The following is a 20,564-nucleotide window of genomic DNA, read 5'->3' as shown; positions in this document are numbered from 1 at the left end:
CGGGCGCGGCAGCTTTCTATTTCAGGAGCGCACGATGCAACGTTGCGTCAATGTGATTGGCGTAGGAATGTCGCCCTTCAGTCCGGTTGCGCTGAACCCGGGCCTGGATGCCCTGATCGGCACCACGGTGCTCCAGGCACTCGGCGATGCTGGTGTGTCGGCAAGCGCCCTTGATCGGGTCCTGGTCGCCTCGGACCCGATCGAGGGCGCGACCCTGCAGCGTGCGCTGCAACGCGCGGGGCTGGCCCGGGTAGCGCTGCAACACTGCGCGCAAGACGCCGTGGAGGGCAGTATCCTGATCGCGCGTGCGCGTCAGGCCATCCTCCTGGGCCAGGCCGAGTGCGTGCTGGTACTGGGCGTGCAGGCTGCGCTGGCGGCGCCCGCGAGCGTGACTACCCTGGCGCCACTGGGCGTGACCGCGTGTGAATACATGCGCCGCTACCAGGCCCGGCGAGAGACCTTCGCCATGATTGCGGTCAAGGCGCGCCAGCATGCCGCGCTCAACCCCCTGAGCGCCTTCAGCCAGGTGTTGAGCCTTGACCAGGTGCTGCAGGCCGGGATGATCGCCGAACCGCTCACCCATCCGCAGTTCGCCTGGCCCAGCGTCGGTGTCGCCGCCGTGCTGCTGTGCTCCGGCGAGTTTGCCAGGCGCCACTGCCCGGGACCGAAAGTGCGCATGCTCGCCCAGGCCTGCGTGTCACCGCTGCAGGTCAGCGGCCAGGAGCCGGGATCGACCTTCGGGGTCGATTACGACCTCAACGTCGCCGCTGCCCGCGAGCTGTACGAGCAGGCGGGCAGGGGCGCGCAGGAGGTCGGGGTGTGCGAACTGCACGACAGCAGTACCCTGGGTGAATTGCTGCTCTACGAGGCGCTGGGTTTGTGCCCCGAGGGCGATGCCGAGAAGCTGGTCGAGGATGGCGACAACACCTATGGTGGCAACCTGGTCGTCAACCCGTCCGGCGGGTTGCTGTCATTGGGGCAGGCCGTAGCGGCGAGTCCGCTGGCACAATGCATCGAGCTGGTGCACCAGCTGCGTGGCAGCGCCGCTCGACGCCAGGTCGTCGACGCGCAATTGGCCCTGCAGCACCAGACGGGCACCGACGGTACAGTGATTGCCACGCTTTATCAGCGCGATTGAGTCAACGCGGCGGGCACAGACAGAATAATTTCAATGGGTGGAACACCACCCCTCGGATGCAGGAACTGCCATGAACAACAACAATAAGCACCCTACACTGTTGCATCGCTTCCTTCACTGGGAGCGCAGCACAGCCGATTCGATCTACCTGACCCAGCCCCTGGCCGATGGCAGTGTGCAGGACTACAGCTGGGGCGAAGTGGGCGACCAGGCGCGGCGCATGGCCGCGCACCTGCAGAGCCTCGATTTGCCGGCACAGTCCTCCATTGGCATCTACGCCAAGAACAGCGCCCACTGGATCATCGCCGACCTGGCGATCTGGATGGCCGGGCATGTCAGCGTGCCGCTGTACACCACCGCCAATGCCGACACGGTGCGCTATGTGCTGGAACATGCCGAAGTGCGCCTGCTGTTCGTCGGCCGCCTGGAAGGTGACCGGGCTGGCTGGGAGGCGGTCCGCGCCTCGGTTCCCGCCAGCCTGCCGCTGATCGACCTGCCGATGTCGGCGTGTGGCGAAGGCCAGGCCTGGGCGGATATCGTCGCCCGTACCGCGCCGTTGCAGGCGGTGGTCGAGCCCGCGCCCGAGGCCTTGGCCACCATCATCTATACCTCCGGCAGCACCGGCGATCCCAAGGGCGTGATGCACAGTTTCGGCGCCATGTATGCCGCGCCGGCGGTCACCGGGTGCATGTATGCCGACGGCAAGGGCACCCACAGCGGTGACCGCCTGTTGTCCTACCTGCCCCTGGCCCATACCGCCGAACGGGCGGTGGTGGAGGCGGTGTCGCTGTACAGTGGCTGCCGGGTGTTCTTCAACCTCGGGCTTGAGACCTTCAGCGACGACCTGCGCCGTGCGCGGCCGACCATCTTCCTGTCGATGCCGCGCTTGTGGGGCAAGTTCTACCAGGGCATCAACGAACGCATCGATCCGGCTACCCAGGCCAAGGTGTTCGCCGATCCGGTTGAGGGCAAGCTGATGAAGGCGCAGATCCTCTCGGCGCTCGGGCTTGACCAGGTGCACACCGGCCTGTCCGGTTCGGCGCCGTTGCCGGTCAAGGTCATGGAGTGGTACCGCCAGCTGGGCCTGGAGCTACTCGAAGGCTATGGCATGTCGGAAAACTTCGGCACCTCGCACTTCAGCCTGCCGGGGCAGGTGCGGGTTGGTTATGTCGGCGCGGCGATCCCGGGGGTGCAATGCCGTATCGGTGAAGACAACGAGATCCTGGTCAAGAGTCCGGCGCAGATGCTGGGCTACTACAAGCTGCCTGAGCTGACGGCCCAGAGCTACACCGCCGATGGCCTGTTCTGCACCGGCGATCGTGGCGAGTTGGACGAGCAGGGGCGCCTGCGCATTACCGGGCGGGTCAAGGAGCTGTTCAAGACCGCCAAGGGCAAGTACGTGGCGCCGGTGCCGATCGAGGCCAGGCTGGGCAACCACCCGCGGGTCGAGGCCTCCTGCGTGACCGGCGTCGGCCTGCCGGCGCCGCTGGCCTTGCTCAATGTGTCGGCCGACACCCGTGCTGTGCTGGCGACAGCCGAGGGCCGGGACAAGGTTACCACCGAGCTTGAGGTGTTCCTGGCCGAGGTCAATGCCCAGTTCGAGGCGCATGAGCAACTGGCGTGCCTGGTGGTCGTCGCCGAGCCCTGGACCATTGCCAATGCGCTGCTGACACCGACCTTGAAGATTCGCCGCAACCTGATCGAGGATCGGTATCACCGCGAGGTCGAGAGCTGGGGCGCCAGTCGTTGCAAGGTGATTTTCGAGTAGCTGCGGGAGCGTTGTTGAACCGGGCCGGTCCTTTGCGACCGGCCTTTTCTTTTTTGCGTAGGGCCGATCGCAGCCTGGCGGCAGCTCCCACAGGTTCCCCTGCAAGTGCATGACTACTGTGGGAGCTGGCGAAGCCTGCGATCGACTGCGCAGCAGTCGCAACCCGGCCACCACGGAGGGTCAGATATTCGGCGGTGGAGGTATCGCAGCCTGTCGGCAGCTCCCACAATGCCCCTGCAACCAGGTGACTACTGTGGGAACTGGCGAAGCCTGCGATCGACTGCGCAGCAGTCGCAACCCGGCCACCACGGAGGGTCAGATATTCGGGGTGGAGGTATCGCAGCCTGTCGGCAGCTCCCACAATGCCCCTGCAACCAGGTGACTATTGTGGGAGCCTGCGATCGACTGCGCAGCAGTCGCAATCCGGCCATCGCGGTGGGTCAGATATTCGGCGGTGGAGGTATCGCAGCCTGTCGGCAGCTCCCACAATGCCCCTGCACCAGGTGACTACTGTGGGATCTGGCGAAGCCTGCGATCGACTGCGCAGCAGTCGCAATCCGGCCATCGCGGTGGGTCAGATATTCGTCGGTGGAGGTATCGCAGCCTGTCGGCAGCTCCCACAATGCCCCTGCAACCAGGTGACTATTGTGGGAGCTGGCGAAGCCTGCGATCGACTGCGCAGCAGTCGCAACCCGGCCACCACGGTGGGTCAGATATTCGGCGGTGGAGGTATCGCAGCCTGTCGGCAGCTCCCAAAATGCCCCTGCAACCAGGTGACTATTGTGGGAGCTGGCGAAGCCTGCGATCGACTGCGCAGCAGTCGCTATCCGGTAACCTCGGTGTATCGTGTTCGGCCGCGGCTACAAAAACGCCCTGCAGTTGCAGGGCGTTCAGGTCGATACCTGTAGGCGCGGGCTCAGCGAATACCCGCGTTGCGCAGGGCTGCCGGGGTGAAGTCAGCCAGTTTGGTCCGGCCTCCGTACTGCGGCGCCAGCTTCGCTTCGTTGCTCATGGTGGCGACAATGTAACGCCCGGCAATCAGGTCATAGAAACCTTGCGCCGCCGGCGCGTTCAGGCCTTTTTCAAAGTTGTTGTAGGTGTAGTTTTCGCCCACGCGCCACAGCTGTCCACGCCCGTCGTAATGGTCCACCTCGGCCAGCACCCAGGTGTCTTCATCGAAGTACATGTCGCGCTTGGCATAGATATGCCGTTCACCCGGCTTGAGCGTGGCCTGCACATGCCACACCCGGTGCAGCTCGTAGCGGGTCAGGTCCTGGTTGATGTGGCCCGGCTTGATGATGTCGGCGTACTTCAGGCTCGGCGACTGCAGCTTGTAGTTGTTGTAGGGGATGTACATCTCCTTCTTGCCGATCAGCTTCCAGTCATAACGGTCGGGCGAGCCGTTCATCATGTCGGCGTTGTCGGAGGTGCGCATGCCGTCGGAGGCCAGGCCCGGGGCATCGTAGGCCAGTTGCGGGGCGCGGCGTACACGGCGCTGGCCGGCGTTGTAGGTCCAGGCCTTGCGCGGGTCACTGACCTGGTCGATGGTCTCGTGGGCCATGGACACGGTGCCGGCCAGGCGTGCCGGGGCGTTGACGGCGAAGATGTAGTAGTACAGGACATTCTTCGCCGCTTGCGGGTCTACGCCATCCATGTACTGCGGGAAGCTGTTCTGGTCATGGGTCTCGACGATGGTGTAGTCGCCATTGACCTGCGGAGCGGCCTGCACCGACCAGCGTTCGATGTTGTCGCCACGGTAGCGGGTGACGTAGTTCCAGTAGACCTCCACGCCGCTCTTGGGAATCGGGAAGGCGTAATAGCGCGAGTCGGCGAAGTTGCCCAGGCCATTGCCATTGCTGACCAGCTGGACACCGACCGCGCTCTTTTTCGCCAGGTCATAGATCTTCGCCGGGGCCATGGCGGTACGGTGGCTTGGATAGACCGGGATCTTGTAGGTGTCCGGATAGCGGGTGAACATCGCCAGCTGGCCGGGGGTCAGCTTGTCCTTGTACTGCTGGGCATTGGCTGCGGTGATGGTGAACAGCGGCTTTTCGTTCTTGAACGGATCGCCGAGGAAGCCCTTGGCATCCACTGGCGCGGCGCCAGCCTTGAGGCCCCCGGTCCAGGCCGGAATGCTGCCGTCGGCGTTGGCTTCCTTCTGCGCCCCCAGCGGGGTGAGGGCGGTGCCCAGTTGAGCCGCTTCCTGTTCGCTGATGGCGGCCATGACGCTGCTGGCCAGCAGGGAAAGTGCCAGGGTTGCCGAGGTGATGATCTTTTTGTGGTTCATGGAGATACCCTCTGTCGGTTGCGACTCAGAAGTTGACGCCGAAGCTGAGCGCGACGTAATCGCGGTCAGTGGTGGTGTTGAATTGGCCGCCAAAGAAGTCCGTGTAACTCAGGCTGGCGGTGTAGGTGTTGAGGTAGTCGGCGTCCACGCCGATGCTGACGGCCTTGGCGCCTTCCTCGAAGTTCGGCCCCCAGCCGTCCACGTCGTGGGACCAGGCCAGGTTCGGCGACAGGTTGATGCCGGCGATGACGTTGGAGTAGTCGAGCTTGGCGCGCAGGCGATAGCCCCAGGAGTCGGTGGTGTAGAAACCGTGGCTGTTGCACTCCTTCTGCGGGTTGCTGGCGGTGGCGCAGACGGTGGCGTTCTGGCTGCCGGGGAACTCGCCGGCGCCGTATACCGGGCTGCGACCGAAACGAATGTCGGTGCCGTTGGCGTCGCCCAGGCCATTGATGCGGTTGTAGCCGACTTCGCCGACCAGGGTCAGGCGGCTGGCGCCCCAGATCTGGTCGATGAAGTGGGTGGCGGTCATCTGCGCCTGCAGCACCGGCATGCGCTTGTAGCCGGGCAAGTCGCCACCCAGTTGTTGCGCGGTTTCACCCGAGGTGAACACCGGTGAGGTCTGGGTGCGCAGGTCGGTGTCGGTGGACTGGGTCGCCGCCAGGTTGAGGTCGGCGGTGTTGATCTGCAGCGGCATGTTCGGCCGGAAGCTGACTTCGCCCGCGACCGAAGTCGGCCCCAGGGTGGTCTGGAAGCTCACGCCATAGAGGCGGATATCTTCCGGGTAGTCGACGAAGTAGCGCGCCGAGCGCACCCGGTCGAACTGGTTCTGTGCCGCGGCGAGCGAGCGTGCCGCGGCAGGCAGGGCGCCCAGCTGGGCGGCGGTGATCGGCGCCACGGTGGTCTGCTTGAAGCTCAGGTAAGGGCTGCGGCTGTGGTAGTTCATGGCGTAGAAGCCGAACTCGGTGTCGTGCAGCTGCGGCACGAACCAGCGCAGCGCCACGCCATACTGGCCGCTGTCACGCGGGTCGTTGTCTTCCAGGCGCGGCATGTAGACGTCATCACGCACCGCGCCGCTGAGGATCTGCGCGGCGGTGGCGGTATTGCGCGCCACACCCGGGGCCAGGTCGGGGCCGGCGAATACCAGGCGGTCGTTGCAGCCCTGGGGCAGGGGGTCGGAGCCGAAGAAGGTGCCGCAATTGTCGACCACCGAATTGTCCCATTCCAGCTGGTAGAACGCCTCGGCGTTGAGGTTCTCGCTCAGGCCCTGGGAGAGGTAGAACATGTTCACCGGCACCAGGCCTTCCTTGACCTCGGCACCCGGGCGGCGCAGGGCGGCGACGTCGATGGGGTTGATGCTGTTGATCGAGTTGCCGATGAAGGTGCTTTCGCCCCAGCTCACCACCTGTTTGCCCAGGCGCACGTTGCCGGCCAGGTCGCCCAGCTCGTAGTTGTGGTAGACGAAGGCATCGAGGAATTCGGCGCCGGATGCCTTGGCCAGGTCGTCACGGCCGCTGTCGTCGATGTCGTAGAACAGGCGGTGCTCGTCCTTGAGTTCAAAGTCGTACCAGTACTTGCCACGCACGAACACGCCGCTGTCACGGTACTTCAGCTCCAGGTCATGCACACCCTTGAAGATCTTCGAGAAGGTCTCGCCCTTCTTGAAGTTCTGCCGGTTGTCGTCGGCGGTGCGGGTGGCCGATTCGCCGCGCAGCCCCACGGTGTTGGCGGCGTTGACGAAGGTCGGATCCGGCCCGCGTACTGCCCAGCTGGCGCCGATGGAAAGGGTCGAATCGAACTGCCCCTCGATTTCGCCGATCTGGAAGTCCAGGGCGTTGGCGCCGGTAGCGGTGCCCAGGCTCACGGCCAGGGCCAGCAGCTGAGGGCGCAGTTCGATGGGCATCAGGTTCGAAGGCCGTTGGCGTTGCGAGCGCGTATGTCGTGCGAAAGTCACGTGATGGTTACCCCTGTGATCTTGTTGTTGTTCTGGTGGACCGCGAGCAAACGCTACCGCCGTGTCTGCCGGTGCTTCCCCCTCCAGAGGGGGGGGAGCCCTCCCTCCTGTCGCCTCCCTCGCGTTCTGTGACCCAGGCCTCAAAGCCCCCTCCACCGGGGGGGGCGTTGTCGGGTCGTGGTTACGTGACCATCGGTTGACGGTTTGCCGTGATCGCCCCGCCAGCGGGCGAAGTCGCAGGCCATGACAACTGACCTTGGAGAAAGTGATGTCGCAGAAAGTATTTGTCGCCGGTGTCGGCATGATCCCGTTTGCCAAGCCTGGCCAGAGCGGTACCTACATCGAGATGGGCGCCCAGGCGATTCGCCAGGCCCTGCAGGACGCCGGTCTGGACTACCGCAAGGTCCAGCAGGCCTACGCCGGCTACGTCTACGGCGATTCCACCAGTGGCCAGTCGGCGCTCTATGAAGTGGGGCTGACCGGTATCCCGGTGATCAACGTCAACAACAACTGCGGCAGCGGCTCCACGGCGCTGTACCTGGCGCGCCAGGCGGTGGAAAGCGGCGCGGTGGATTGCGCCCTGGCGTTCGGCTTCGAGCAGATGCAGCCTGGCGCCCTGAAGTCCCACTGGCTGGACCGCCCGATCACCTACGGCAAGGGCCATGAAGTGGCCGACGCGATCTTCGCCGAAGGCCGCGAGATGCCCGATGCGCTGAAGTTCTTCGGCGGCGCCGGCCGCGAGCACATGCAGAAATACGGCACGAAAATGGAAACCTTCGCCGCCATTCGCGCCAAGGCCAGCCGCCATGCCGCCAACAACCCGCTGTCGGTGTTCAAGAAGGTGGTCACCACCGAAGAAGTCATGGCCGACCAGGTGATCTTCCCGGGGGTGATGACCCGGCTGATGGCCTGCCCGCCGACCTGTGGCGGTGCCGCGGCGATCGTGGTTTCCGAGCGTTTCGCCAAGCAGCACGGCCTGCGCACCGATGTCTGTATCCTGGCCCAGGCGTTGGTCACCGATCAGCCCGAGGCCTTCGATCCACCGTCGTTGATCAGCATCGTCGGCGTCGGCATGACCCGCCAGGCGGCTACCGAGGTCTATGAAAAGGCCGGCGTCGGCCCGGACGAGATCCGCGTCTGCGAGCTGCACGACTGCTTCGCCCATAACGAACTGCTGACCTACGAAGGCCTGGGTTTCTGCCCCGAAGGCGGCGCCGAGAAGTTCGTGCTCGACGGCGACAACACCTACGGCGGTCAGGTGGTGGTCAACCCGTCCGGCGGCCTGCTGTCCAAGGGCCACCCGCTGGGGGCCACCGGCCTTGCCCAGTGCTACGAGTTGACCCACCAACTGCGTGGCAGCGCCGACAAGCGTCAGGTAGAAGGCTTGCATCACGCCCTGCAGCACAACCTGGGCCTGGGCGGCGCCGGCATCGTGACCCTGTTCGGCCGCGGCTGATGACCCGGCGCGCTCGTTGCGGGCGCGCCTTACTACTGACTGACAGGACTGCGTGACATGGCAGACAAGAGTCTCATCGGCCGCTCGCTGGGGGTAACCACCTGTGAAGTGGAAAAAGGCCGCCTGCGCTTTTTCGCCAAGGCCATTGGCGAAACCGATCCGATCTATACCGACGAAGCCGCCGCCCGCGCGGCGGGGCACCGCTCACTGCCGGTGCCGCCCAGCTTTCTGATGTGCCTGGAGGCCGAGGGGCGCGACAGCGACCATATCGTCGAGGACATCTTCGGCTTCGACCTGGGACGCATCCTGCACGCCGAACAGGGTTTCGACTACCACGGCATGGCCTACGCCGGCGATGTGCTGACCTTCGATACCCGGGTGGTGGATGTCTACGAGAAGAAGGGCGGGGCCTTGACCTTCGTGGTGCAGCAGACCCGCGTCAGCAACCAGGATGGCCAGCCTATCGCTGACATCCGCTCGTCGCTCGTGCAGCGCTGAGGAACCCGCCATGAATGCTTTTCAATCGACCGATGTGCAAGTCGGCTTCGAACTGCCGCCGCTGCTGTTGCCTGCGATCAACCGTACCACCCTGGCGTTGTACGCCGGTGCCTCGGGCGACCACAACCAGGTGCATATCGACCTGGACTTCGCCCGCAAGGCCCGCCAGCCGGATGTATTCGCCCACGGCATGCTCTCGGTCGCCTACCTGGGCCGGCTGCTCACCGGCTGGGTGGCGCAGCGACAGATTCGCAGCCTCGCGGTGCGTTTTACCGGCATCACCCAGGTGGGCCACTTCCCCAGCTGCCACGGCAAAGTCACCGAACTGCTTGAGGTCGACGGCGAGCGCCGCGCGCGCCTGGCGATCCGCTGCAGCAACCAGTACGGCGACGACAAGCTGGTCGGCGAAGCCGTCGTGGCCCTGAGCTGAATCCAACAATAACAAGGACAATCCCCATGAAAAAACTCGAAGGTAAAGTCGCCCTGGTCACTGGCTCCGGCCGTGGCATCGGTCGCAGTGTCGCCCTGAAACTGGCCGCCGATGGCGCCCGCGTGGTGGTCAACGACCTGGACGCAGGCCCGGCCGAAGAAGTGGTCGCGCAGATCCGCGATGCCGGCGGCGAAGCCGTCGCCTGCGTGGGCAGCGTCACCGCCGTCGACTTCGCCGAGCGCTTCGTCAAGACCGCGGTCGACAACTACGGCGGCATCGACATCATCGTCAACAACGCCGGCTACACCTGGGACAACGTGATCCAGAAGATGAGCGACGAGCAGTGGTACGCCATCATCGACTGCCATATCACCGCGCCGTTTCGCATCCTGCGTGCCGCCCAGCCGATCATCAGTGCCATGGCCAAGCAGGAAGCCGCCGAGGGGCGGGTGGTCAACCGCAAGGTGGTCAACGTGTCGTCGGTGTCGGCCAGCGGCAACCCGGGCCAGGTCAACTACTCCACCGCCAAGGCCGGGGTGCTGGGCATGACCAAGTGCCTGGCCAAGGAGTGGGGACGGATGAAGGTCAACGTCAACGCCGTGGCCTTCGGTCACATCGAAACCCGCCAGACCCAGCCGGTGGAGGGCGATCCGAACTTCATCAATATCGAAGGCCGCGAGATCAAGGTCGGCATCAGCCCGGCGATCGTCGAGCAGTCCAAGAGCCTGATTCCCCTGGGCCGTCCGGGCAACACCGAGGAAGCCGCAGGGGCCGTGTACCTGTTCTGCATTCCGGAATCGGACTACGTCAGCGGCCAGGTGCTGGTCTGCGGCGGCGGTCTGGGCAACGTCTGATAACCGTGGCGGGGTGCCCCGGCGCTCCGCCATCCCTGGAGTTCATGGCCATGACCCTGTCCATTGCCGGCCAGCCCCGACGCCGGTTGCTGCATACCCGCCAGGTGGTCTGCACCGGATTCGAGCGCGATGACGGTCTGTTCGACATCGAGGGCCGGCTGCTCGACACCAAGGGCGTCGATACCGACTTTCCCTACGGCACCATCCCCGCCAACGGCGTGCTGCACTACATGCGCATCACCATGACCATCGACGAGGAGATGGTGATCCGCCAGTTCAAGGCCGTTTCCGAACAGGCGCCCACGCCCGTGTGCGGGCAGATCAATCGTGCCTACGGGGCCCTGGTGGGGCTGCGTATCGGCCCTGGCTTCAAAAAGCGGGTCGCTGAGCGGGTGGGGGGCATCAAGGGCTGTACCCACCTCACCGAAATGCTCGGCCCGATGGCCACCACCGCTATCCAGACCCTGGCCCCGGTGATGCAGAAGCGCTTGCGCCAGCGTGCCGCCCGCGATCCGGATTTTCGCATGCCCAGGCACTGGGTGATCGGCACCTGCCATGCCTACCACCCCGATGGCGACGCCGCCCACCGCGCAACGGTGTGGAACCCCATCGAGGACCCCTCACAGCACTGAACCGGCCCGGCGCCCGGCGCCAGGCCAGACGACAAGGAGATCGTGGTGAACAAGAATAACATCAAACACCTGTGCCTGGTTGCGTTGCTGGCCCTGGCCAGTCACCTGCAACTGGCCGTGGCCGACGCGCTGACCCCGGCCCAGGCCCGGGTGATCGCCAAGCAGGCCTACATCTACGGCTTTCCCCTGGTGGATCACTACCGCGTCCAGTACACCTATTTCCAGGACCGTGGGCACCCGGAGTTCAAGGCACCGTGGAACACCCTGCACAACACGGCGCGGATCTACACCCCCGACGACAAGGCCTACCCGACGCCCAACGCCGATACGCCATACTCCCAACTGGGCGCCGACCTGCGTGCCGAGCCGCTGGTGCTGACGATGCCGAACGTCGAGGAGGGGCGTTACTACTCGGCGCAGTTCGTCGATGCCTTCACCTACAACTTCGGCTATGTCGGCAGCCGCACCACGGGTAATGGCGGCGGTACTTACCTGCTGGCCGGGCCCGACTGGCAGGGCAGCGTGCCGCCGGGGATCGACCGGGTGCTGCGTTCGGAAACCGAGTTCGCCTTTGTCTTCTACCGCACCCAGCTCAAGGGGCCGGACGACCTGGAGAACGTCAAACGGGTGCAGGCCGGCTACAAGGTCCAGCCGCTGTCGGCGTACCTCGGTCAAGCGGCGCCAGCGCCGGCACCTGCGGTGGATTTCTTCGTGCCGCTTACCGCCGAGCAAGCGCGCAGCAGCCTGGCATTCTTCAAGCAGTTGAATTTCGTGCTCGGCTTCTGCCCGACCCATCCTGCGGAGCAGGGCCTGATGAAGGATTTCGCCAGGCTGGGCATCGGCCCGGGCCAGCGCTTCGACGAGCGCGCACTGCCGGCAGACATTCGCGAGGCCATGCGCGCCGGCATCGCTGACGCCTGGCGGGACTTCGATGCCCTCGGCCAGCAGGTGGCCCGTGGCGAGGTGTCCACCTCGCGTTTTCTGGGGAGCCGCGAGTACCTGGGCGACAACTACCTGTACCGCATGCGCGCGACGGTCACCGGCCTGTATGGCAATGACCGCGAAGAGACCCTCTACCCACCGTTCTACCTCGACGCCGACGGCCAGAAACTGGACGCCTCGCAGCACCGCTACACCCTGCGCTTCGCACCGGGCCAGCTGCCACCGGTCAATGCCTTCTGGTCCCTGACCCTGTACGACGCCAAACGCCTGCTGGTGGCCAACCCGCTGAACCGCTACCTGATCAACTCGCCGATGCTGCCGGACCTCAAGCGCGATGCCGATGGCGGTGTGACCCTGTACATCCAGCACCAGCAGCCGGACAAGGCGCTGCTGGCCAACTGGCTGCCCGCGCCGGACGGCCCGTTCTACATCGCCGGCCGCCTGTACTGGCCCAAGCCCGAGGCCCTCGACGGTCGCTGGCAGGCACCCAGGGTTCAACGGATAGATTGATCACCTCACAACAGGAATAACAACAATGAAAGACCTGAAAGTACTGCTGGCGGCTGCCGCCATCCTCGCGGCGTGCCTGCCGCTGGCCCATGGCGATGCGTCGCCGGCAACGCCGGTGGCGGTCAGCGTCGACAACTTCATCCGCGCCGAGACCGACCGCTATTTCGACCTCACCGTCAAACGCGGCGGCTTCGGCACCTTCGCCCATTGGCGCAACCTGATCCCGGTGGAGCGTCCGACCGTGGTCCGGCCCAACCGCGACACCCTGTACTCCACGGCGGTGTTCGACCTGGACGCAGGGCCCGTCAGCGTGACCCTGCCCGATGCCGGCGAGCGGTTCATGTCGTTGATGATGATCGACGAGGACCACCAGGTGGTGGGCGTTCATTACGGCGCGGGGGAGTACAGGCTGAGCAGGGCGGACGTCTCGACCCGTTATGTGCTGTTCGGCGTGCGTACCCTGATCAACTCGGCTGAGCCGCAGGAACTGGAGCAGATCAAGGTGCTGCAGGATGCCATCGTGGTCAAGCAGGCCAACGGCCCGGGACACTTCCAGGTGCCGGACTGGGACGAGACCAGCCGGGCGCAGGTCAGGAAAGCCCTGCTGGCCCTGGGCTCGACCCTTGAGGATTCCCGCGGCATGTTCGGCAAGCGCGGCGAGGTGGACCCGGTGCGGCACTTGATTGGCAGTGCCATGGCCTGGGGCGGCAACCCTGAGAAGGACGCCTATTACCAGGTGGTCACGCCAGCGCATAACGACGGGCAGACGCCGTATCGACTGGATGTCGCCAAGGTGCCGACGGGGGCGTTCTGGTCGATCAGTGTGTATGACGCGCAGGGGCAGTTTCGCAAGAATGACCTGGAGGCCTACGCCCTGAACAACCTGACGGCGCGCAAGGGCGAGGATGGCAGTGTCTCGGTACGCTTTGGCGGCTGCACGGCGGCGCACGCCAACTGCCTGCCGATCATGCCGGGGTGGAACTACATGGTGCGCTATTACCTGCCGGGCCAGCCGATCCTGGACGGCAGCTGGAAACTGCCTGAGGCGCGACCGGCTTCTTGAGTCGCTGTTGCGACCGCTGCGCGGTCGATCGCAGGCTGCGCCAGCTCCCACAGGGTCCGGGTATGTACAGAGCCCTTGTGGGAGCCAGCTGCCACAGGGTCCGGGTATGTACAGAGCCCTTGTGGGAGCCAGCTCCCACAGTGGTCCGCGTGGGAGCTGGCGAAGCCTGCGATGGGCTGCGAAGCAGCCCCGTTACAGACTCCCCACCAGTTGCCCGCCATCCACCGCCAGCACCGCGCCCGACATGTAGGCGCCAGCCTGGCTCGCCAGCAGCAGGAACGGTCCTTCAAGCTCCTGCAAGCGGCCTAGCCGGCGCATGGGCACCGCCTCGACGATGTAGGCCTGGCCCTTTTCACTGTCGAAGTAGCCATCGGTCATCTCGGTCTTGAAGTACCCCGGGGCAATGGCATTGACCCGGATTTGGTAGCGCGCCAGTTCCAGCGCCAGCGACTTGGTCAATTGCACCACGCCGGCCTTCGCCGCGCAGTAGTGGCTGTAACCGGTGCCCACGCGCAAGCCGAGCATGGAGGCGATGTTGACGATGCTGCCGCCACGCCCGGCACGCGCCAGGCGCTGCGCCGCACACTGGGCTACGCGCCAGACACCGTCGAGGTTGGTCGACAGCATGGCGCTCCAGTCCTGCTCGCTGATCTCCAGCACCCGCTGGCCCTGGCCAATACCGGCGTTGTTGAGGACCACGTCCACCGGCCCGAAGGCGGCCTCGGCGGCATCGAACGCCGCTTCGACGCTGGCGCGGTCGGTGACATCCATGGCCACCGGCAAGGCCTGGCCGCCATCCTCGCGGATGGCCTCGGCCAGTTGCTGCAGGCGTTCCACCCGGCGGGCCGCCAGCACCACACGGGCACCGGCACGTCCGGCGACGCGGGCCAGATGGGCGCCAATACCGCTGGAGGCACCGGTGACCAGCACGGTGTGGCCGGCAAGGGAAAAGAGGTTGGGGGTTTCGTTCATCAGGGGTGTCCTGCAAAGGGGAAGTGGCAGGCTCATCACGTTGGATGACGCCTGCCAGGGTGATCAGAAGCGTTCGATCCGGGTCTTGCCGGCGGCCACCAGGCGTTCGAGCAACGGCGCCGGGGTGAACCACATCCGGCCATATTCGCCCAGGCTCTGGCGATAGTGCTCGATGCCGGCCAGCACCTTGTCCAGGCCCAGCTGTTCGGCATAGTGCATCGGCCCGCCCAGATGAGCCGGGAAGCCGTAGCCGTTGATCCACACCAGGTCGATGTCGCCGGCGCGCAAGGCAATGCCCTCGTCCAGCAGTTGGATGCCTTCGTTGATCAGCATGAACAGGCAGCGGTCATGGATCTCCTGATCGGCGATCGGCCGTCGGGCCACGTGCAGTTCACCGGCCAGGCGCTCGGCCAGGGCGACCACTTCATAGTCATTCTGGCGATTGCGCCCCTCATACAGGTAGAAGCCGCGCCCGGTCTTCTGGCCGTAACGGCCCAGGCTGTACAGCTCGTCGCCGATCCGGCAGTAGCTGGGGTCATGGGCGATGGCGGCACGGTTGGCGTCGCGCACCAGGAAGTTCACATCGACCCCGGCAAGGTCGAGCATGCTGAATACGCCCATGTTCAGGTCAAGGCCTGTGAGCACGGCGTCCACCTGCTCCGGCGTTGCGCCTTCGAGCACCAGGCGATGGGCTTCGCGGGCATAGGGTTCGAGCATGCGGTTGCCGATGAAACCGAAGCACACGCCCGACACCACCGGCACCTTGCCGATGGTGCGGCCCATGCGCAGGGTGGTGGCCAGCACATCGGCGGCGGTTTCCCGGGCATTGACCACTTCCAGCAGGCGCATGACATTGGCCGGGCTGAAGAAGTGCAGGCCGATGACATCCTGCGCACGCGTGGTCACCGCGGCGATCTGGTCGACATCCAGCGATGAGGTGTTGGTCGCCAAAATCGCGCCGGGCTTGCATACCTGGTCCAGCTGGCGGAACACCTCCTGCTTGATCTGCAGTTGTTCGAATACGGCTTCGATCACCAGGTCGGCGTCGGCCAGGTCGGCGTAGTCGAGGGTGCCGGTGAGCAGGGCCATGCGCTGCTCCAGGCGTTCCTCGCTGAGCTTGCCGCGCTTGACGCTGATGCTGTAGTTCTGGCGGATCTGCGCCAGGCCGCGGTCCAGGGCATCGCCCTGGCGCTCCAGCAGGGTCACCGGGATGCCGACATTGATAAAGTTCATGGCAATGCCGCCGCCCATGGTCCCGGCACCGATCACCGCTACCTTGCGAATCGGCCGCAGCGGGGTGCTGGCATCGATGCCGGGTATCTTGCCGGCTTCGCGTTCGGCGAAGAACACATGGCGCTGGGCCTGCGACTGCAGGGAGTCTTCGGCCTGCTTGAACAGCGCTACTTCCCGGGCCAGGCCTTGTTCCAGCGGCAGCAGGCAGGCGGCCTCGACTGCGGAAAACACCAGGCGCGGTGCCAGGCGGCTCTTCCAGCGTGGTTCCTGTTCGGCGCGGTAGCGCTCGAGGAAGTCCGCCTCAAGGCCGCTGGCAGGATCCGGGAAACGCTCGGCCGGACGCGCCGGGGCGCCGCTTGCGATCAGCTCGCGGGCGAACTGGCAGGCGCAGTCGAGCAGTTGCCCGGCGCTGTCGGCCAGGCGGTCGAGAATGCCCAGCTCCAGGGCGCGGGCCGCAGGCACCTGGGCGCCGCTCAGCATCATCTCCAGCGCTGGCGCTACGCCCACCAGCCGTGGCAGGCGCTGGGTGCCGCCGGCGCCGGGCAGCAGGCCGAGGTTGATTTCCGGCAGGCCGACGTGGGTCTGCGGTTCGCCCACACGGTAGCCGCAGGCCAGCGCCAGCTCCAGGCCGCCGCCCAGGGCCAGGCGACCGATGGCGGCCACCAGCGGTTTGTCCAGGCGGGTCAGACGCAGCAGCACGTCGGGCAGATCGGGCGCGGCAAAGGAGGCGGGGCTGCCGAATTCGCTGATGTCGGCACCAGCGCAGAACAGGCCATTGGCACCGTACAGCACGATGGCGCGCACCGCGGCATCGGCGTCGGCCCGCTCGCAGGCCTGGAGGATGGCCTCGCGCAGTGGCTGGCCAAGGGCGTTGACCGGGGGGCGGGCGAGGCCGATCAGGGCCAGGCCGTCTTCAACCTGATAGGTGACCAGGGAACTCATGGTGACTCCTTTTTATTGTCTGTACGGGTTCAGAACCACGGGTCCTGCATGTCGAAGCTGGCGCGGTTGGCGCCGGCCAGCAGCAGCGCCTGCGCCTCGATGCTGGCCAGTTCCCAGTCCATGTAATAGCGGGCGGCCTGCAACTTGCCGTGGTAGAAGTCCGTTTCGCTGTCGGTGGCACCGGCGTCCAGGGCGCGGCTGGCGACGTGCGCCATGCGCAGCCACAGCCAGCCCACCAGCACCCGGCCGAACAGGTCCAGGTAAGGCGTGGCGTTGGCCAGGCCCAGGTCGGCGTCAGCGGCGACCTGCGCCAGCAAGCTGTCGGTGACCCGCTCCAGGTGCGCCACGGCACCGGCCAGCAGGTAGGCAAGGCCGGCGCAGCGGCCATCGCGGGCGGCGGCGTCCAGGGTGTTGCGCACCTGCTCCAGGAACTGACGATAGCCCGCACCGCCGTTCTGTTGCAGCTTGCGACCCAGCAAATCAATGCCGTGAATACCTTCAGTACCTTCGTGGATGGGGTTCAGGCGGTTGTCGCGGTAGTACTGCTCCAGCGGGTACTCGCGGATATAGCCCGAGCCGCCGAGGACCTGCACGCCGATGTCCGAGGCGATCACGCCGTATCTGGACGGGTAGGACTTGACCATGGGGATCAACAGGTCGAGCAACTCGCCGGCAGCTTGTCGTGCCGTCTGATCGGGCGCGGTGTGGGCGTCCTCGTACAGGCTGCTGGCATACAGGCACAGCGCCAGGCTACCCTCGGCATAAACCTTTTGTTGCAGCAGCATGCGCCGCACATCGGCGTGCTCGACGATCCGCACCTGCGGCGCCAGCGGGTCCTTGGCCCCCGGCAGCCGCCCCTGGGGACGCTCGCGGGCGTAGTCCAGGGCATGGATGAAACTCTGGTAGGCCAGCGCCGAGGCGCCCAGGGCCACGCCGATGCGCGCTTCGTTCATCATCTGGAACATGTACGACAGGCCCTTGTTCGGCTCGCCCACCAGGTAGCCGACGGCGCCGTCCTGCTCGCCGAAGTTCAGCACAGTGGAGGTGGTGTTACGGTAGCCCATCTTGTGCAGCAGGCCGGCCAGGGCCACGTCGTTGCGCTCGCCCAGGCTGCCGTCGGCATTGACCAGGTACTTGGGCACCAGGAACAGCGAGATGCCGCGGGTGCCTGCCGGTGCGCCCTCGATACGGGCCAGCACCATGTGCACGATGTTGTCGGTCAGGCCGTGATCGCCGCCGGAGATGAACATCTTCTGGCCGCTCAATCGGTAGCTGCCGTCGCCGGCCGGCCGCGCCAGGGTGCGCAGGTCGCCCAGGGCCGAGCCTTGACCGGGCTCGGTCAGGGCCATGGTGCCACTGAAGCGGCCATCGAGCATCGGCGCCAGGAAGCGCTCGCGCAAGGCCTCGCCGGCAAAGCTCTTGACCAGGTTGGCGGCGCCGATGGTCAGGAACGCATAGGCCACGGTGGCGATGTTGGCGGCATTGAAGTAGGCCATGCTGGCCCGCAGGATCACCTCCGGCAACTGCAGGCCGCCGTCGTCGGCGTTATGGTGGGCGGCGAGAAAGCCCGCCTGGGCGAAAGCGTCCCAGGCCGCCTTGGTTTCCGGGATCAGCCTGACCGTCGTGCCATCGAAGGTCGGTTCATTGGCGTCGCCTTTCTGGTTGTGCGGGGCGAAGTATTCGGCGGCGATGCCGCGGGCGGTCTCCAGCGTGGCGTCGAACACCGCGCGGTCGTGTTCGGCATAACGCGGGCGGTCGAGCAGCGCCTCGGTATCGAGCAGTTCATAGAGCTGGAAGTTCAGTTCACGTTCGTTGAGCAGGGCATCGGTCATCACAGGTTCTCGCGGCGAAGATAAAGGGGTCAGAACTGCAGGTCGTCGATCTCAAGCACCGCCGCGCTGCCTTGCAGCACCACTTGCGACAGCCCCTGGGCCTGGGCCAGCTGGTGATCGGCATAGAAGCGGGCGGTGAGCAGCTTGCCGCGATAGAAGTCCTGTTCGGCGCTGCCGGCCTGGAGCTGGCGGTGGGCGACCAGCGCCGAGCGGGCCATCTGCCAGCCGCCGGCGACGATGCCGAACAGTTCCAGGAACGGCACGGCACCGGCGGACACCGCGGCGGGGCGGGTGGCGAACTGCGAGACGATGAACTCGACGCTGGCGTCCAGCGCCATCAGTGCACGGGACAGGTAGTGGGCGATGACCAGCAACTGCGGATCGTCGGTGTGGACCAGTTGCTCCACCACCTGCTGCATGCGCCGGCTCAGTTGGCCGATGGCCTGGCCGTTGTCACGGGCGATCTTGCGGCCGATCAGGTCGCTGGCCTGGATCCCGGTGGTGCCTTCGTAAAGGGTGGTGATGCGCGCATCGCGCAAGTGCTGGGCAGCGCCGGTTTCCTCGATAAAGCCCATGCCGCCATGGATCTGGATACCCAGCGAGGCGATGTCCACGGCGTTTTCGGTGCAGCAGCCCTTGATCACCGGAATCATCAGCTCGACCAGCGCCTGCAGTTCTTCACGGCGTGCCGGGTCGGGGTGACGCTCGGCGCCGTCCATCGCCGCGGCGACTTCGCAGGCCAGGGCACGCATGGCTTCGGTGCGCGACTTCATCGACAGCAGCATGCGGCGCACGTCGGGATGGCGGATGATCGCCACCTTGCTCCGTTCGCGCGCACCGACCTCGGTGCCCTGGATGCGTTCGCGGGCATAGGCCAGGGCCCGTTGGTAGGCCCGTTCGCCAAGGCCAACGCCCTCGATGCCGACGCTGAAACGCGCGGCGTTCATCATGATGAACATGTACTCCAGGCCGCGATTCTCTTCACCCACCAACCAGCCGGTGGCGCCCTGCTGGTCGCCGAAGGCGAGTACGGCGGTGGGGCTGGCGTGGATACCCAGCTTGTGCTCGATGGAGGCGCAGCGCACATCGTTGCGTGCACCCAGGCTGCCGTCGGCCTGGACCAGGAACTTGGGCACCACGAACAGCGAGATGCCCTTGACCCCCTCCGGCGCGCCGGGAACCCGGGCCAGCACCAGGTGCACGATGTTGTCGGTCAGGTCATGCTCGCCGTAGGTGATGAAGATTTTCTGCCCATGAATGCGGTAGGTGCCGTCGCCTGCGGGTTCGGCGCGACTGCGCACGGCGGCCAGGTCCGAGACGGCCTGGGGCTCGGTGAGGTTCATGGTGCCGGTCCATTCGCCGCTGATCATCTTTGCCAGGTAGGTGTGCTTGAGCTCGCTTGAGCCACACAACTCGATGGCCTCGATGGCGCCCCGGGTGAGCATGGGGCACAGGCCGAACGACAGGTTGGCGCCGTTCCACATCTCGTCGACCAGCGCCGAGATCACCCGTGGCAGACCTTGGCCACCAAATTCAGGATCGCACGACAGGGCATTCCAGCCTCCCCCGATGAAACGTTGGTAGGCCTCGCGCCAGCCCTTGGCAGTCGCCACCTCACCCTCGCTCCAGCGCGCTCCCTGGCGATCGCCACTGACGTTCAGCGGCGACAGCACGCCATGGGCAAACTTGCCGGCTTCGCCAAGGATCGCCTCGACCAGGTCGTTATCGAGCTGGCCGCAGCCCGGCAGTTCCCTGACCTGGTCCAGGTAACCCAGTTCGTTGAGGACGAACTGCATGTCGCGCAGCGGGGCGTTGTATTCACTCATGAAGAACTCCGAAGGGGGCCGATGGGCAAAAGCCGTTTGCCAGAGTTCAACAGAATGGGGGGGTAGGGGCGCCCACTCTGGAAGGGTGGGCGTGGCAGCAATTGTCTGTGTGGCTGCCGGCTCCCACAATGGATCTCGGAATAGCTCTGGATTCCGTGGGAGCAACTGTCTTTTGTAGGAGCGGGCTTGCCCCGCGATTGCAATCGGTCAGTTACATCGCATCGCGGGGC

15 protein-coding genes are annotated in these 20,564 nt (G+C 65.7%); 9 read left to right on the top strand and 6 right to left on the bottom strand.

Annotated elements, in window-relative coordinates; genetic code table 11:
* The first annotated feature begins 34 nt into the window (after window positions 1–34).
* Window positions 35–1,138 (top strand): thiolase C-terminal domain-containing protein, encoded by a 1,104-nt coding sequence (locus M2D63_RS13765; RefSeq protein ID WP_285863477.1) that lies wholly within the window; start codon window positions 35–37, stop codon window positions 1,136–1,138.
* A 70-nt stretch (window positions 1,139–1,208) separates the two neighbouring features.
* A complete protein-coding gene (locus tag M2D63_RS13760) occupies window positions 1,209–2,906 on the top strand; it encodes an AMP-binding protein (protein WP_285863476.1) in 1,698 nt (565 codons plus the stop codon).
* A 916-nt stretch (window positions 2,907–3,822) separates the two neighbouring features.
* Here the strand turns inward: M2D63_RS13760 and M2D63_RS13755 are convergent.
* The gene (locus tag M2D63_RS13755; protein ID WP_285863475.1) at window positions 3,823–5,193 is read right to left on the bottom strand and encodes a DUF1329 domain-containing protein; all 1,371 of its coding nucleotides are present in this window, start codon (window positions 5,191–5,193) and stop codon (window positions 3,823–3,825) included.
* Window positions 5,194–5,218: 25 nt separating this feature from the next.
* The gene (locus tag M2D63_RS13750) at window positions 5,219–7,093 is read right to left on the bottom strand and encodes a DUF1302 domain-containing protein (protein WP_285863474.1); all 1,875 of its coding nucleotides are present in this window, start codon (window positions 7,091–7,093) and stop codon (window positions 5,219–5,221) included.
* 319 nt (window positions 7,094–7,412) lie between these two features.
* Between M2D63_RS13750 and M2D63_RS13745 the strand changes: the two genes are divergently transcribed.
* The 7 genes from M2D63_RS13745 to M2D63_RS13715 are packed head-to-tail and all read left to right on the top strand — an operon-like array spanning window position 7,413 to window position 13,529.
* Entirely contained in the window at window positions 7,413–8,600 is a 1,188-nt protein-coding gene (locus M2D63_RS13745) for a lipid-transfer protein (RefSeq protein ID WP_285863473.1), read from the top strand.
* 57 nt (window positions 8,601–8,657) lie between these two features.
* Window positions 8,658–9,098: a MaoC family dehydratase N-terminal domain-containing protein gene (locus M2D63_RS13740; protein WP_285863472.1), complete on the top strand. Its 441-nt coding sequence runs from the start codon at window positions 8,658–8,660 to the stop codon at window positions 9,096–9,098.
* Between the two features lie 10 nt (window positions 9,099–9,108).
* Window positions 9,109–9,528, top strand: coding sequence for a MaoC/PaaZ C-terminal domain-containing protein (locus tag M2D63_RS13735; protein ID WP_285863471.1), 420 nt, complete (start codon window positions 9,109–9,111; stop codon window positions 9,526–9,528).
* Between the two features lie 26 nt (window positions 9,529–9,554).
* Window positions 9,555–10,382, top strand: coding sequence for an SDR family NAD(P)-dependent oxidoreductase (locus tag M2D63_RS13730; protein WP_285863470.1), 828 nt, complete (start codon window positions 9,555–9,557; stop codon window positions 10,380–10,382).
* A gap of 50 nt (window positions 10,383–10,432) precedes the next feature.
* Entirely contained in the window at window positions 10,433–11,014 is a 582-nt protein-coding gene (locus M2D63_RS13725) for a DUF2889 domain-containing protein (protein ID WP_285863469.1), read from the top strand.
* 45 nt (window positions 11,015–11,059) lie between these two features.
* Complete coding sequence (locus tag M2D63_RS13720; RefSeq protein ID WP_285863468.1) at window positions 11,060–12,466, top strand: DUF1254 domain-containing protein; 1,407 nt, start codon at window positions 11,060–11,062, stop codon at window positions 12,464–12,466.
* Window positions 12,467–12,491: 25 nt separating this feature from the next.
* Window positions 12,492–13,529, top strand: a complete 1,038-nt coding sequence (locus M2D63_RS13715) for a DUF1254 domain-containing protein (protein ID WP_285863467.1) — start codon at window positions 12,492–12,494, stop codon at window positions 13,527–13,529.
* 192 nt (window positions 13,530–13,721) lie between these two features.
* Here M2D63_RS13715 and M2D63_RS13710 read toward each other — a convergent pair whose 3' ends face one another.
* From M2D63_RS13710 to M2D63_RS13695, 4 genes are all read right to left on the bottom strand, one after another.
* Window positions 13,722–14,501, bottom strand: coding sequence for an SDR family NAD(P)-dependent oxidoreductase (locus M2D63_RS13710; protein ID WP_285863466.1), 780 nt, complete (start codon window positions 14,499–14,501; stop codon window positions 13,722–13,724).
* A gap of 63 nt (window positions 14,502–14,564) precedes the next feature.
* A complete protein-coding gene (locus tag M2D63_RS13705) occupies window positions 14,565–16,676 on the bottom strand; it encodes a 3-hydroxyacyl-CoA dehydrogenase NAD-binding domain-containing protein (RefSeq protein ID WP_285863465.1) in 2,112 nt (703 codons plus the stop codon).
* 29 nt (window positions 16,677–16,705) lie between these two features.
* Window positions 16,706–18,508, bottom strand: a complete 1,803-nt coding sequence (locus M2D63_RS13700; protein ID WP_285863464.1) for an acyl-CoA dehydrogenase — start codon at window positions 18,506–18,508, stop codon at window positions 16,706–16,708.
* Window positions 18,509–18,537: 29 nt separating this feature from the next.
* A complete protein-coding gene (locus M2D63_RS13695) occupies window positions 18,538–20,334 on the bottom strand; it encodes an acyl-CoA dehydrogenase C-terminal domain-containing protein (protein WP_285863463.1) in 1,797 nt (598 codons plus the stop codon).
* Between the last annotated feature and the right edge of the window lie 230 nt (window positions 20,335–20,564).

Source organism: Pseudomonas sp. BJa5 (genome assembly GCF_030272875.2).
Lineage (GTDB): Bacteria > Pseudomonadota > Gammaproteobacteria > Pseudomonadales > Pseudomonadaceae > Aquipseudomonas.
This window is presented reverse-complemented; position numbering and strand designations above follow the sequence as displayed.

What these genes read in the sequence shown, in the direction of transcription:
- M2D63_RS13765 (WP_285863477.1), top strand. Translation starts at nt 35, where the DNA reads ATGCAACGTTGCGTCAATGTGATTGGCGTAGGAATGTCGCCCTTCAGT.
- M2D63_RS13760 (WP_285863476.1), top strand. Translation starts at nt 1,209, where the DNA reads ATGAACAACAACAATAAGCACCCTACACTGTTGCATCGCTTCCTTCAC.
- M2D63_RS13755 (WP_285863475.1), bottom strand. Translation starts at nt 5,193, where the DNA reads ATGAACCACAAAAAGATCATCACCTCGGCAACCCTGGCACTTTCCCTG.
- M2D63_RS13750 (WP_285863474.1), bottom strand. Translation starts at nt 7,093, where the DNA reads ATGCCCATCGAACTGCGCCCTCAGCTGCTGGCCCTGGCCGTGAGCCTG.
- M2D63_RS13745 (WP_285863473.1), top strand. Translation starts at nt 7,413, where the DNA reads ATGTCGCAGAAAGTATTTGTCGCCGGTGTCGGCATGATCCCGTTTGCC.
- M2D63_RS13740 (WP_285863472.1), top strand. Translation starts at nt 8,658, where the DNA reads ATGGCAGACAAGAGTCTCATCGGCCGCTCGCTGGGGGTAACCACCTGT.
- M2D63_RS13735 (WP_285863471.1), top strand. Translation starts at nt 9,109, where the DNA reads ATGAATGCTTTTCAATCGACCGATGTGCAAGTCGGCTTCGAACTGCCG.
- M2D63_RS13730 (WP_285863470.1), top strand. Translation starts at nt 9,555, where the DNA reads ATGAAAAAACTCGAAGGTAAAGTCGCCCTGGTCACTGGCTCCGGCCGT.
- M2D63_RS13725 (WP_285863469.1), top strand. Translation starts at nt 10,433, where the DNA reads ATGACCCTGTCCATTGCCGGCCAGCCCCGACGCCGGTTGCTGCATACC.
- M2D63_RS13715 (WP_285863467.1), top strand. Translation starts at nt 12,492, where the DNA reads ATGAAAGACCTGAAAGTACTGCTGGCGGCTGCCGCCATCCTCGCGGCG.
- M2D63_RS13710 (WP_285863466.1), bottom strand. Translation starts at nt 14,501, where the DNA reads ATGAACGAAACCCCCAACCTCTTTTCCCTTGCCGGCCACACCGTGCTG.
- M2D63_RS13705 (WP_285863465.1), bottom strand. Translation starts at nt 16,676, where the DNA reads ATGAGTTCCCTGGTCACCTATCAGGTTGAAGACGGCCTGGCCCTGATC.
- M2D63_RS13700 (WP_285863464.1), bottom strand. Translation starts at nt 18,508, where the DNA reads ATGACCGATGCCCTGCTCAACGAACGTGAACTGAACTTCCAGCTCTAT.
- M2D63_RS13695 (WP_285863463.1), bottom strand. Translation starts at nt 20,334, where the DNA reads ATGAGTGAATACAACGCCCCGCTGCGCGACATGCAGTTCGTCCTCAAC.